The sequence below is a fragment of the Veillonella sp. CNR 79/14 genome (genome assembly GCF_003992185.1).
GTDB lineage: Bacteria > Bacillota > Negativicutes > Veillonellales > Veillonellaceae > F0422.
The window spans coordinates 69,309-83,732 of record NZ_RQVH01000006.1 but is presented as its reverse complement, the minus strand read 5'-3'; the positions used below and the strand labels follow the sequence as shown (position 1 = coordinate 83,732).

At 39.8% G+C, this 14,424-nt stretch carries 13 protein-coding genes; all 13 read left to right on the top strand.

The window, feature by feature from the left end; all coding sequences use genetic code 11:
• The first annotated feature begins 34 nt into the window (after positions 1-34).
• The 13 genes from EO119_RS03740 to EO119_RS03680 all read left to right on the top strand — a co-directional run bounded on the left by EO119_RS03740 (position 35) and on the right by EO119_RS03680 (position 14,345).
• Positions 35-979, top strand: coding sequence for a phosphodiester glycosidase family protein (locus EO119_RS03740; protein WP_062401368.1), 945 nt, complete (start codon positions 35-37; stop codon positions 977-979).
• Positions 980-987: 8 nt separating this feature from the next.
• Positions 988-1,890, top strand: coding sequence for a hypothetical protein (locus EO119_RS03735; protein ID WP_009353093.1), 903 nt, complete (start codon positions 988-990; stop codon positions 1,888-1,890).
• 119 nt (positions 1,891-2,009) lie between these two features.
• The gene (locus EO119_RS03730) at positions 2,010-2,330 is read left to right on the top strand and encodes a hypothetical protein (RefSeq protein ID WP_126940730.1); all 321 of its coding nucleotides are present in this window, start codon (positions 2,010-2,012) and stop codon (positions 2,328-2,330) included.
• Positions 2,331-2,586: 256 nt separating this feature from the next.
• Complete coding sequence (locus tag EO119_RS03725) at positions 2,587-3,993, top strand: pyruvate carboxylase subunit B (RefSeq protein ID WP_009353080.1); 1,407 nt, start codon at positions 2,587-2,589, stop codon at positions 3,991-3,993.
• 162 nt (positions 3,994-4,155) lie between these two features.
• Positions 4,156-4,455 (top strand): septum formation initiator family protein, encoded by a 300-nt coding sequence (locus tag EO119_RS03720; protein ID WP_126940729.1) that lies wholly within the window; start codon positions 4,156-4,158, stop codon positions 4,453-4,455.
• Positions 4,456-4,553: 98 nt separating this feature from the next.
• Complete coding sequence (locus EO119_RS03715) at positions 4,554-5,462, top strand: phosphatase (protein WP_126940728.1); 909 nt, start codon at positions 4,554-4,556, stop codon at positions 5,460-5,462.
• Positions 5,449-6,744: a tRNA lysidine(34) synthetase TilS gene (tilS, locus tag EO119_RS03710; protein WP_126940727.1), complete on the top strand. Its 1,296-nt coding sequence runs from the start codon at positions 5,449-5,451 to the stop codon at positions 6,742-6,744. The genes EO119_RS03715 and tilS overlap by 14 nt, the downstream gene beginning before the upstream one ends.
• Positions 6,745-6,766: 22 nt before the next feature.
• A complete protein-coding gene (gene hpt / locus EO119_RS03705) occupies positions 6,767-7,303 on the top strand; it encodes a hypoxanthine phosphoribosyltransferase (protein WP_126940726.1) in 537 nt (178 codons plus the stop codon).
• A gap of 75 nt (positions 7,304-7,378) precedes the next feature.
• The gene (gene ftsH, locus EO119_RS03700; protein WP_126940725.1) at positions 7,379-9,286 is read left to right on the top strand and encodes an ATP-dependent zinc metalloprotease FtsH; all 1,908 of its coding nucleotides are present in this window, start codon (positions 7,379-7,381) and stop codon (positions 9,284-9,286) included.
• Positions 9,287-9,499: 213 nt separating this feature from the next.
• Positions 9,500-10,483, top strand: coding sequence for a biotin--[acetyl-CoA-carboxylase] ligase (locus EO119_RS03695; protein ID WP_126940724.1), 984 nt, complete (start codon positions 9,500-9,502; stop codon positions 10,481-10,483).
• A gap of 1 nt (position 10,484) precedes the next feature.
• Positions 10,485-11,252 carry a type III pantothenate kinase gene (locus tag EO119_RS03690; protein ID WP_009353081.1) on the top strand — a complete coding sequence of 256 codons (768 nt, stop codon included), beginning with the start codon at positions 10,485-10,487 and terminating at the stop codon, positions 11,250-11,252.
• Positions 11,236-12,246 carry a tRNA dihydrouridine synthase DusB gene (gene dusB / locus EO119_RS03685; protein ID WP_126940723.1) on the top strand — a complete coding sequence of 337 codons (1,011 nt, stop codon included), beginning with the start codon at positions 11,236-11,238 and terminating at the stop codon, positions 12,244-12,246. The genes EO119_RS03690 and dusB overlap by 17 nt, the downstream gene beginning before the upstream one ends.
• A 266-nt stretch (positions 12,247-12,512) precedes the next feature.
• On the top strand, positions 12,513-14,345 hold the full coding sequence (locus EO119_RS03680) for a carbon starvation protein A (protein ID WP_009353099.1): 1,833 nt from the start codon (positions 12,513-12,515) through the stop codon (positions 14,343-14,345).
• Positions 14,346-14,424 lie beyond the last annotated feature (79 nt).

Here is a 14,424-nt window from a genome sequence, read left to right as displayed (position 1 = left end):
GTATAGGATAGGAATAGATAAAGGAGCATATTATATGGGTTCTTTTTTTAGAAAAGGATGGGTAAAATTTATCCTTCTCATGTTTATATTTACAGCTATTACATCACCTATCGTGGTGTTGTTTGGCCCTTTTGATAACATTAAACGCACCGTAGTAGGCGCTATTTTACGGTCTCGACATCCACATTATATTACGTGGCTCTATACGCCTGAAGAAATACAAAAAATTGTGGGTACAGTTGGGACTGGTGAAAACCAAGAATTATTTAAGTTTGATGTAAAAGAAGATACTACATTGAATTTGCGTAAAATTGAGTCTAATCGGTATACGGGATATTTACTAGAAATTCCAGATCCACGAAGAGTTCAGGTAGCTACAGCACCTCATCTTAATGAAAAAGGCGAGACGACTAGTAATATTGCTCGTTTAAATGGGGCAGTAGCGGCTATTAATGGGGGTGGATTCCATGACCCTAATGGGACAGGAACAGGGCGTTCTCCGTATGGATTTATCCTGCATGATGGAGAGTATGTATTAGGTAAAGATGTAGGACCTGATGAAGATGTAGATTTCATTGGTTTTACGAAATCTGGTAACTTAATTGCTGGTACTTACAACAAGCGTGAATTGAAAGAGATGGGAGCCAAAGAAGGTTTAACTTTCGGTCCACCGCTTATCGTAAATGGTAAGAAGATGATTACTGATGGTGATGGTGGCTGGGGCATTGGACCTAGAACAGCCATTGCTCAAAAGAAAGATGGGACGGTCCTATTCTTAGTCATTGATGGACGTCAAGCCTACTCTGCTGGAGCTACTTTGCGTGATGTGCAAGATATTTTATACCAAGAAGGGGCTGTGATTGCAGCTAATTTGGATGGTGGTTCTAGCACCACGTTGTTCTATAATGGTAAAACTGTGAACAAGCCTGCAGATTTGTTAGGTGAACGCATGATTCCTACTGTATTTATCGTGAAATAGGAGAGTCTATGAATACCTTTGGAAAAGTAACAACAGCCTTTTTGCTAGGCTTAGTTTTGCAAGGTGGTGTCTACCTGTATTTAGACCAAGTATACTTAGCGCCTACTACAAATTTTCAGGTGATCAATGGCGAGGAAGTAGATAAAAACTTTCCAGATGTGAAAGAGGGAACTCGCTATTACTCTCATGACCATAAATATATGGCTGTAGTGGAACAAAATCGTGTGGATATATACACGGCTGGTAAAGAAGCTCCTGTTACTTTGGATTTAAAAGAACGGGAAGTATCTTATTTTGAATGGATGTCAGATCGTAATTTAGCCATTGTTGGTTTATTTGGTGGCCGTCATAATGATGTGATGTTAGCTCGTATTGACCCAGAAGCACCAGAACATGAAATTGATACAACTATTAATTCTGTTCCTAATGGATCGCGTATTACAGATGTGGCGTACTCTGCGGCAACGAATGTAGTCTACATGAAGGTCCGTGTCGGAGACGGTGCATATCGTGTATATCGCACAGATGCAAACTATGATACGCGTCGTGTCTATATGCAAGCTTCTGATATTGGGCGTATCGGCATGTTCTACAATGAAGATCGATTCTTCTATGATAATGTACGTACTGGAGATGTATTTATGTTCAATGGTACAGAAGGTGGATGGCGTGCCATCAACCCTCCAGGAAAATTCCGTTTAATCGGTGTTACCCAAGGACAATTGATTTACATTGTTAAAGTGGATGATAAAAATCGTGCCTTAGAGGCCTATGAAGGTAAACTAGGGGTAGGTTTTAATAAAGTTTATACCTATGATAACCCAACAGAATTATCAGAAATTACTGTAGATTCTATCTTAAAGGATAAAGAGACTGCTAAAGATAGCGGTTCTTCTGAGAAAAAGCAATAAAGAATTATATGATACATGTAACTTTCAGTAATAAAATTCACTGTCTTTCATAAAAAGCTATAACAATTAGTCATAATAGAAACAAAATTGTGGGACATATGGAAAGAAGGAACTAAAAAATGGCGAAATTTAAAATCCAAAAAGGATTAAGTGATGCGGACATGATGAAAGGGTTTGTGGAAACAGAAACCTTTGAGACTGCTATATTGAAAGATAATGCCAGTACAGGTAACAAACTAGGGGTCAAAGTAAAGTCACATAAAACGGAAGATGATTTTTATCAAGAGTTTTTAACAGAGCGGATAAAAACAGAAATTGGCAAGTTGTTGCTAGCGATAAAAATGGATTATTTTAAAGAGGATGTAAAAGACTTTTCTATTCAGGTAAAACGAAATGGTCAACATATTGTGTTAGAAACAGCGCCTAAAAAAGTGAAGTAGATATACATCAGTTGACAATGAATATCGAAACAAAAGTGGTGAAATTCCTCTAAAATAGTGGCTATGCATGTAACTACATCGATAAAATTCATATGATTAAAAAGCATGTATTTAGGTTGACAAAGATGGCGTTTAGTAGTCTAATATAGTTATGTACATTATACATGAGATAACTGTTACTCATGTATTTAATAATTCCCTTTCTATCAGGTGGTAGAGTCTTGATAGAGGAGGGTCAATGTGAAGGAGAAGGATTATGAGTGCAAAAAGAGTAAGATTAGTAGAAACAGTTCTTCGTGATGGTCATCAATCTATCTTGGCTACACGTATGCGTATGAGCCATATGCTTCCAGCATTACAACAATTGGATGAAATTGGTTATGATGCTTTGGAATGCTGGGGTGGTGCAACATTCGATAGCTGTATCCGTTTCTTGGATGAAAACCCATGGGAACGTCTTCGTACATTAAAAGCAAACTTAAAAAACACACCATTGCAAATGTTACTTCGTGGCCAAAACTTATTGGGTTACAAACATTATGCTGATGATGTAGTAGAAGCATTCGTTCGCAAAGCAAAAGAAAATGGTATGGACCGCATCCGTATTTTCGACGCATTGAACGACCCTCGCAACATGCGTGCTGCTATCGAAGCTGGTAACAAAGCAGGCGTTCATGTACAAGGTACTATGGTTTACACAATCAGCCCTGTACACACTAACGAAAGCTTCGTAAAAGTAGCTAAAGAATTGAAAGAAATGGGTATTGATTCCCTTTGCATCAAAGATATGTCCGGCTTATTAGCTCCATACGATGCAGAATCCTTAGTAAAAGATTTGCGCAAAGAATTTGGCGAAAAATTCGATATCGATTTACATAGCCATTTCACTTGCGGTTTAGCATCTGCTACATACTTAAAAGCAGTAGAAGCTGGCGTTGATATCATCGACACTGCATTGAGCCCATTCGGCCATGCAACTAGCCAACCTGCTACTGAATCTATCGTTGAAATCTTCAAAAACACTCCATACGATACTGGTTTAGATCTTGCTAAAATGCGTGAATTAGCTACATACTTCCGTGGCGTTCGTAAAGAAATCGCTGATGAATTCGGCTTGACTCCAGCTCATGAAGTATTGCCAGAAGTTCGTCATTACCAAATTCCTGGTGGTATGTTGTCCAATACTCAAAATCAATTGAAAGAAATGGGTATGGCTGACAAATTCTTCGACGTAATGGATGAAATGCCTCGCGTTCGTGAAGATCTTGGTTTCCCTCCATTGGTAACTCCAACATCTCAAATCGTTGGTACAATGGCTATGATGAACGTGTTGTTCCAATCCCAAGGATTGCCTCGTTACAACACTACACCAGCTGAAGTAAAAGACCTAGTTCGTGGTAAATACGGTCAACTTCCAGCAGCTGTAAAACCAGAAATCAAAGAATTAATCATTGGCGACGAAACTCCTATCACTCATCGTCCAGCTGATGACGTAGCTCCAGAAATGGAAAAAATGCGTGCTGATCTTGAAGCTAAAGGCTTTACTGGCGTAACAGAAGAAGACGTATTAACATACGCAATGTTCCCAGAAGTAGCTCTTCAATACTTCGAAAAACATGCAACACCTGTAACTCAAAAAGTATTGAACTACAAAGGTGAATAGTTAATCCTTACATTCACATATAAAAAACGACCTCTTAAGGGGTCGTTTTTTATTGTATGTACTGGAGATATCGTATTCAGCACGCTCTTTTATAGGAAATGTACACGGAAATGTCTACATATGCTATAATACAATTATAGATACAATACAGGAGTGATAGGTATGGCAAATGTAAATGGAAAACCGAAAGGATCGGCAAAGAGAAAAGTAAATAGAAAATTAGACAAAGTTCGCTTAGCCTTGTTTATCTTGTTTGCCATAGTAGTAGTGCAGCAAGTATATACAATCTATAGTTTACATCAAGAAAAACATCAACTTGAACAACAGTTGCAAGAATTAAAGAAAGAAAATGAAGATTTATCAGAACAAAAGAAGTTATTAGAAGATGATAAACATATCGAAGGTGTAGCACGGGAAGAACTAGGCTTAGTTAAGCCAGGGGAAGTTCCCTATGTTCGATAAGGGAAAGTGATACAAGAGTATCACTTTTTTTGTGTGTACCATGGATAGACTATAGATATGATTATAAATAACTAAGGATAGAAAGTTGAGCGATAGAAATGGAACAATGTATAGTAGAACAAGGCAGTCGGATTGGAATTGTGGACTTAGGTTCTAACTCGTTTCGGGTATTGTTGGGAACCTATGATGGTTCGCAGTGGCAGAATGAACCGAAACAATTATGGACTACACAATTAGGTAAACGTCATGGTAATGGACTATTAACAGAGGAAGCTATAGAGCGTGGTGTTCAGGCTCTCAAAGAAATAGAAGAGGTACTCACTGACTATGGGGCTACTATCCGCATTGGTCTTGCTACGAGTGCCATTCGAGAATCAGGAAATGGCAAGGACTTCTTAGAGAAAGCCAAGCAAGTGTGTCCTATGGAGTACCGTGTACTAAGTGGTGAAGAAGAGGCTACCTATGGATTTATAGGGGCTACGGTTTATGAAAATCCAGACTTTCACTATGCTACGATTGATGTAGGGGGAGGAAGTACGGAAATTGCCTTGGGTGATGCGAACCATGTGTACTTTACAAAATCCTATCCTGCTGGTGCTGTGCGTATGCAAGATATATCTAGGGAGGGACCACAACGTGTATGGGAAGAAACTGTGCGCATGTGGGATGAACTACCCATTGAAGGAATGTTTGGCGAGTTTATTGGTATTGGTGGCACCGCAACATCCTTGGCGGCCATAGATTTGCAAATGGAACGTTACGATCCTAGACGAATACAGGGGCATCGTATGGACCGCGGTACTATTGAAGCTATGATATTACAGCTTCGGTATATGAGTCGTGAAGAACGGTTGGAAGTGAAAGGTTTGCAACCAGGGCGTGTAGATATTATTGTGCCAGGGGCCGAGATTATTACATCTCTTATGGATACCTATCAAATTGGATCGATTGTGGTCAGTGAAGCTGATGGATTAGAAGGGTGGCAAGCGCAATATGGTGCAAAATAAATCCTATTATTCTTGGGCGCCTTTGGTGACTAGTTTGTTAGATGCCTATGAAAGTCAAGGAGATTTGCACACCAGTATAGAAGTGGAAAAGGCCAATGAAACACGCAAATATGTGGAGATGGTTGTGCCCTTGCTGACGATGGAAGAATTGGCAGAGCAAGTAGATAACAGTCGCACCGTGTTGAATAGATACTATGGAGGAAATTGTATTGATCAGTATCATATGTATCGACACCGTATGTATCAATCTACTATCCCTATGAATCGTAGTCGAGAGAAAGCCTTATATGGAGATATGTGGGCTACTGTATTGCGGTTTCGGCAGGCAGTGACAGCAGCGATGGGGGACTCAATAACAAAAGATACCCCTTTATTGTTAGCCTGTTCCGGTGGGGTAGATTCTATAGCCTTATTACATTATTTTTATATAGAGGGATTCACGAATGTAGGCGTATTTACTATGGACCATGGACTTAGAGTAGAGGCTTTAGAAGAAGTGGAGCTAGTAGAATGGTATGCCATACAATTTGGTATGCCCTGCTATACAGTGCATGAACATGTTGGTGATAAGGCCAAAGAGGAAGGTATATCCTTTGAGATGATGGGACGTCAATTGAGGTATACTCATCTACAAGATATTGCAGAAGATAAGGGATATGAATATATTGTGACGGCCCATCATTTAGATGACCAAGGGGAAACAATCTTAGCTCACTTGTTACGTGGAACTGGTCTAGAGGGTTTACAAGGAATGAAAACTATCACAGAAAATCTGTGGAGACCTTGTATATCTTTACCTAAACAGGTATTACAAGACTATGCTAAGTGGTTGCAGTGTTTTCATGGAGAAGATGCGTCTAACCAAGATACGACCTATGATAGGAATTGGATTCGACAAGTCCTGATACCTACCTGTACGGAAAGGTATCCACAAACAGTGAATGCCTTATATCGATTAGGTGCATTGGCGGAATGTGATACCTCCTATTTTGAGCAAGAGGTGACACGGTTAGAATCGGACTATGTCAGTCATGATAAAACTGGCATAGTGTTGGATAAACGAGGGCTGATGGGTGAGCATGATGCCTTAGTGAGCCGACTATGGAAACGAGTATTAAGCCTTTATGTGAAACCAGAACAATTGAATCAGGCAGTTATAGATGGTTTATGTTCTTTAGTCAAAGGTCCAAAGGGAAAAGAATTTCGTTTCCGTCAGGTGCAAGTTTTGACATCATATGATACAATTAAGGTTGTTCTATGTAGTGACATAGAAAAGAAATAGAGCTAACTAATAAGGAGTTACTATGATACCAGAAGTAAAAGAATTATTGCTTTCGGAAGAACAAATTCAAAAACGAGTGGCGGAATTAGGTCGTCAAATTACAGAAGATTATAGAGGTAAAGAAATTGTCCTTGTAGGTGTATTAAAAGGGGCCATTGTATTCTTTACAGATTTAGCACGTCATATTGAAGGCGATGTAAAAATGGATTTTATTTCTTGCTCTAGTTACGGTAGTAGTACTGTAAGTAGTGGCGTAGTTCGTATTTTAAAGGATTTAGATCGTCCTGTAGAAGGAAAACATGTGATTGTAGTAGAAGATATAGTGGATACTGGTACAACCTTGTCCTATTTACTAGAAAACTTGCAATCCCGCAAAGCGGCTAGTGTTCGTCTTTGTTCCTTGTTGAATAAACCAGATCGTCGTAAAGTAGATGTTTATGTAGACTATGAAGGCTTTGTCATCCCAGATGAGTTTGTCATTGGTTATGGTTTAGATTACGATGAAAAATATCGTCAATTGCCTTATATCGGCATTTTAAAAGAAGAAGTCTATCAATAATCGTTGATATATTCGACAAAATTTGATATGATAAATAAGTATCAATTTAGATTATAGATGAGAAAGGAGAAAACTTTGAAGCGAGGCTTAAAAAACGTACTCCTCTATTTGTTGATAATTGTCGCCGCAGTAGCAGCGATTAACTCTTTTTCTGAAGGTACAAAAAATAAATCAGAAATTACATATACATCGTTCCTACAAGAGGTGCAACGAAAAAATGTAGAGAGTGTCACAATTACAGGGGATCATTCTATTACAGGTAAATTAAAATCTGGTACAGAATTTGCTACCTATGCACCTAGTGATGCAGGTATTTTTGCAAAATTGTCCGAAGGTGGTGTTGATGTAACGGCGCAACCACCTGAGCAACCAGCTTGGTGGGTTAGCTTATTAACATCTGCGTTACCAATTGTATTGATTATTGGATTCTGGTTCTTTATGATGCAGTCTACACAAGGTGGATCTGGTCGCGTCATGAACTTTGGCAAATCTCGTGCTAAAATGCAGGGAGAAGGTAAAGTCAATGTAACCTTCAAAGATGTGGCTGGTGCAGATGAAGCTAAGCAAGAATTGGAAGAAGTCGTTGAATTCTTACGTAATCCTGGTAAATTCAATGCTATCGGGGCTAAAATTCCAAAAGGGGTCTTATTGTTTGGCCCTCCAGGGACAGGTAAAACCTTGTTAGCACGTGCTGTAGCAGGGGAAGCAGGAGTTCCATTCTTTACCATTAGTGGCTCTGACTTTGTAGAAATGTTCGTTGGTGTGGGTGCTTCTCGTGTGCGTGATTTGTTCAGTCAAGCTAAGAAAAATGCACCATGCATTATTTTCATCGATGAAATTGATGCGGTAGGTCGTCAACGTGGTGCCGGTCTTGGTGGCGGTCATGATGAACGCGAGCAAACCTTGAACCAATTATTGGTAGAAATGGATGGTTTCGGTGCCAATGAAGGTATTATTACCATTGCGGCTACGAATCGCCCAGATATTTTAGACCCAGCTTTATTACGTCCAGGTCGTTTTGACCGCCAAGTGACAGTGGGTCGTCCAGATCTTCGTGGTCGTGAGGCAATTTTACAAGTTCATGCTCGTAATAAACCGTTGGATCCAGATGTGGATTTAAAAACGATTGCGAAAAAAGTACCTGGTTTTACTGGTGCTGATTTGAGCAATTTATTAAATGAAGCAGCGTTGTTAGCAGCTCGTCAAGATCGCAAATCCATTTCCATGCATGACTTAGAAGAAGCTAGTGAAAAAGTAAGCTATGGTCCTGAGCGCAGAAGTCATGTGGTGAGTGAAAAAGAACGTGAATTGACAGCATACCATGAATCTGGTCATGCCATTGTGGCTCATTTATGGCCCAATGCAGATCCTGTTCATAAAGTAACAATTATTCCTCGTGGTAGCGCAGGTGGTTACACAATGATGCTCCCACAAGAAGAGAAAAACTATATGACACGTTCCCAATTGCTAGCACAGATTCGCGTGGCTTTGGGTGGACGTTGTGCAGAGGCGATTGTACTGAAAGAAATCAGTAGTGGTGCTTCTGGAGACTTACAAATGGTGACGAACATTGCTCGCGAAATGATTACTCGTTTGGGTATGAGTGATGAGCTAGGACCATTGGTATTTGGTGAACATCAAGAACAAGTCTTCTTAGGTAAAAGTTTAGGCTCTGAACGCAATTATGGCGAAGCAGTAGCTGAAAAAATTGACAATGAAATGCATCGCATTGTAGCAGAAGCATACGGTGATGTAATGAACTTGTTAACAGAAAATATTGATTTCTTACATAATATGGCGAAAGCTTTATTAGAAGAAGAAACAATTGATGCTAAGCAAGTGGAAAACTTGTATCGCTATGGTACTTTACTAAGTCCAGAAGAAGTACAAGCAAAAGCAGAAGAGGAAGAGAATAGTAAGAAAACTCCTCTAGAAGTGGCAGGTATCGTGATGCCAGATAAAATTGATGTATCAAAAGAATAATCTAAGATGCTAATAGGAAGGTATCTTCCCCTAGGGGAAGGTACCTTTTGTGCATATTAGATTTAATCAAGGTGTATTATGAGAGTCCTTTTGTATGTGTACCAAATTGGCATAGCTATGGAGGGTGAATTACTTAGAAAAGACTTGCTTTTTATGTAGGACCTCTGTACAATCGTATTGTAAACCTCGATAAAGGTAAGGAGGCGACAAGCCGTGAGAGATGAAATACTAGACTTTTTAAAAGAAAACAGAAATCAATTTGTATCTGGGCAAGCGATGTCAGAGGCTTGCCAGGTGTCACGTACAGCGATTTGGAAGCATATAGAAGTACTACGTAAACGAGGCTATGTGATAGAATCTTTTACAAAAAAAGGGTATCGGTTGCTAGAAGAGCCGAACCTGATTAGTCCTGAAGAGATGGAAGGGGTATTACAAACAAAATCCTTTGGCCGTTATTATGTATATGAAGAACGGTTAGATTCCACAAATAGTATCGCAAAGGCCTTGGCTATGGATGGAGTTCCAGAAGGTACAGTGGTATGTGCAGAAGAACAATCTTCCGGTCGTGGTCGCTTATCTAGAGGTTGGTATTCTCCCTATGGAAAAGGGCTTTGGTTTAGCTTAATTCTAAGACCCAAGTTCTTACCTATGGAAGCGTCAAAATGTACCTTAATGGCAGGAGTTGCCTTAGTGAAAGCATTCCGTACCTTGGGGCTTTCAGAGGCGGGCATCAAATGGCCGAATGATATATTGGTAGGGTCTCGTAAAATGGTGGGTATTCTAACAGAAATGAATGGCACTATGGAAGAGATTAACTATATTGTCTTAGGGATTGGCATCAATACGCATACGACGATAGAAGAAGTTAGCGAGGATTTGAAGGATAAAGTCATGTCTTTTGCTATAGCTGGGATAGAGATAGATCGCAAAGAAGCCTTCGCTGTAATTTTAAAAGCCTTAGAGGCTCAGTATGAAAAGGTGTGTCGAGAAGGCTTTGACTCTACCTTGGAAGAATGGAAAGAGTATAGTGTAACTTTATATAAAGAAGTACTGGTAAAAGCGCCAGATAAAGATTATATAGGGTATGCTAAAGATTTAGATAGAGATGGAAATTTGATCGTTCAATTAGAGGATGGACGAGAGGAACGTATCATAGCAGGAGATGTGTCTATACGCTCCACTGGAGGAGGATATTAAGATGTTATTAGTTGTAGACGTAGGGAATACGAATATCGTATTAGGCGTATATGAGGGAAAAGAAATTATGGCTCATTGGCGCATTTCTACAGATCGTGGGAGAACTACTGATGAATATGGCATGTTGTTGAGCAATTTATTTCTTCATGATCCAAAGGTGAATAAAGAGGATGTGGAAGCTGTCATTATTTCTTCTGTAGTACCTCCGTTGAACCCTACGTTAGAGCGTGTGTGTTTGCGCTATTTTCACAAAAAACCATTATTCGTAGGCCCTGGTATTAAAACAGGTATTTCTATTAAATACGAAAACCCTCGTGAACTAGGAGCCGATTTAATTGTAGATGCGGTGGCTGCTTATGAAAAGTATGGTGGAAACTTAATTATCATTGACTTTGGCACAGCGACGACGTATTCTGCTGTATTAGACGGTGGTATATACTTAGGTGGGGCTATATCTCCTGGTATTGGCATCTCTGCAGAAGCCCTGTTTGGTCGCACTGCTAAGTTACCAAGAATTGAAATTAAAAATCCTGGTCCTGTCATTGGTCGCAACACAGTTGGTGCTATGCAGGCAGGCGTATTATTTGGATATGTTGGACAAGTGGAAGGCATTGTGGCTCGTATGAAACGAGAAATGCCAGAGGATACAAAAGTGGTGGCTACTGGAGGCTTAGCGCCTCTCATTAGTGCTGAAACTGATGTGATTGATCACATTGATCCAATGATGACATTAGAAGGATTACGACTTATTTATGAAAGAAATCAATAATACATCCTGGCACATAGGACATGTCATAATTCCTGGCCGTATTGGGTTAGCGCCCATGGCGGGATTTAGCGATGTGTCCTATCGCTTATTAGCAAAAGAAATGGGAGCCTCTTTCGTGTGTACGGAAATGGTGAGTGCCATGGGGATTAAATACAATAATGAACATACAAAAGAATTGCTCTATATGGAAGCGGTAGAACAGCCTGTTTCTATGCAAATTTTTGGGTCAGATCCAGAAGCCATAGCCATTGGAGCAAAAGTAGTAGAGGCAGCGGGAGCGCCTATAGTAGATATTAATATGGGCTGCCCTGTGAAAAAGGTAGTATCTTCTGGAGATGGCTCTGCGTTAATGAAGACTCCAAAGTTAGCCATGAAGGTGGCGGAGGCAGCTGTGAAAGCAGTACATATTCCAGTGACTGTTAAATTGCGCCTTGGATGGGATGATACATCTATCAATGTAGTGGATATGGCACAACGTATGGAATCCGTAGGAGTCGCTGCGGTAGCTGTTCACGGTCGTACTCGTGAACAGATGTATAGTGGTAAGGCCAATTGGGATTACATTAAAGAGGTGAAGTCTGCTTTGCAGATTCCAGTGATAGGTAATGGTGATGTGAACTCTCCAGAAAGTGCGAAAGCGATGTTGGAATACACCGGCTGTGATGCGATCTTGGTAGGGCGAGCGGCGCAGGGGAATCCGTGGTTGTTCCGTCAAATTAAAGACTATTTAGAAACAGGGCAGTATAATCAGAATCCAACAGGCTCGGAGCGTATTGCTATGCTCATTCGTCATTATGATTTGTTGTGCCACTACAAAGGTGTAGATTTGGCGACTCGTGAGATTCGAACACATGCTAGCTTTTATATCAAAGGATTGCCAGAGGCAGCAAGATGGAGAAATGCTTTGAATGTAGCTATGGGTCGGGAATCATTTATCAACGTTGTAAATGACTATAAAACATACTTGGAAAGCTGTTCTGGGCATACAATGTAAGGTGTTTTGTGCATTCTGAAAGGGCATGAAATCTTATTATATTGAGAATAAAGAAACTTCATAAGCCTAGAATGTATTGTAAATACGGGATTTCTTTAAGACTAAATCAGTACCATTATGAGAAATAGTAAATTGACATGGATGATATTTGTAACTATAATTAAATCAGAAATACCAATTTACTTTTTTGCATAGATCATAGGGTGATGTCATGCAATGAATGGGTATATATAGCGTGACTCATCCAACATTTAGGGGGTGTATGTATGGTCATGAATGGTATTTATTTAGTTATTGCCTCAGCGTGTATCTTAATGTTAGGATATCGTTTTTATGGGGCATTCATAGCGGCGAAGGTATTAACTTTAGACAAGTATCGAATGACGCCGGCTATGGTTCACAATGATGGACACGATTATGTGCCTACGAATAAATGGGTCACATTTGGTCATCATTTTGCAGCAATTGCTGGGGCAGGTCCTTTAGTAGGACCGGTAATTGCAGCACAATTTGGGTACTTGCCAGGTACTCTGTGGATTCTTATCGGCTCCGTATTTGCTGGTGCAGTCCATGATATGGTTATTCTATTTGCATCTATTCGTTATGATGGTAAATCCATTGCGGATATTACACGTGAAGAGATTAGCAAAATTGCAGGTTTAGGTGCTATGCTAGCGACGTTATTCTTGCTTGTTATTACATTAGCAGGTATGGCAGTAGTAGTAGCCAATGCGCTTCACGGCTCTGCTTGGGCATTTTTCTCAGTGTTTGCAACAATTCCTATTGCAATTTTTATTGGTATTTATCTACAATGGTTGCGTCCGGGAAAAATTCAAGAAGCAACAATCATTGGGGTTGGTCTTATTTTTGCAGCTATTATCTATGGTCCCAATGTAGCGGCTAGCGAATATGCATCTTGGTTTATTTATGATTTGAAAACAATTGAAATTATGTTAGCTGTCTATGGCTTCTTCGCAGCAGCATTACCAGTTTGGTTGTTATTAGCTCCTCGTGATTACCTATCTACCTATTTAAAAATTGGTACTATAGGAGCCTTAGCACTTGGTATTCTAATCGTTATGCCTGAAATCCAAATGCCAGCAGTGACAGAATATATTTGGGGTGGCGGTCCTGTATTGAAAGGTTCTGTATTCCCATATATTTTCATTACCATTGCTTGTGGTGCTTTATCTGGGTTCCATACGGTTATCGCAACAGGTACAACACCTAAAATGTTAACAAATGAAAGAGAAGTATTACCTATCGGTTATGGTGGTATGTTAACAGAATCTTTCATTTCTATGATGGCAATGATTGCAGCTACTGCACTGCATCCAGATGATTATTTTGCAATCAACTCTACGGCAGAATCTTTTAGAGCCTTGGGACTTCAAGTGCATGAATTACCAGCGTTATCAGCTCTAGTAGGGGAAGACTTGATGCATCGTCCTGGTGGCGCTGTATCCTTAGCAGTAGGTATGGCACATATCTTCTCTCGCCTACCTAATATGGATCATTTATTGGGCTATTGGTATCACTTCTGTATTATGTTTGAAGCCTTGTTCATCATGACTTTGATTGATGCAGGTACTCGTGTAGGTCGTTACTTATTACAAGAATTACTTGGCTTATACTGGCCTAAATTCAATGACCAACATTGGGCTCCTGGTGTATATGGTTGTGCTGCATTGATTTGTATCATGTGGGGATACCTAGTATTACAAGGCAACATTGGCACAATTTGGCCATTATTCGGTGTATCTAACCAATTATTAGGTACGATGACATTGGCAGTAAGTACAACAATCATCATGCGTTTAGGGAAAAAACGGTATGCTTGGGTAACAGGTGTTCCAACTATTCTTATGGCGATTGTAGCAGTCGCTGCTGATATTGAAAACGTATTCTTCAACTATATTCCAGCTGGTAAATGGATTTTAGTGGCCTTCTCTGTAGCTATGTTTATTATGATTCTTGTTGTATTAGTAGAGGCAATTCGTAGTTGGATTCGATTATCTACATTACCACAAGATTTTAGAACACAAGAAGAAGTAGAAGCTGAAAGTTACGCTAAATTAGCAAAACAAGCAGAAGCATAATATACATAATTAGTATGTTAATGAAATAGACATGGCTCCTTGGGGACTATGTCTATTTTCATATTTTTCTTGCAATTCA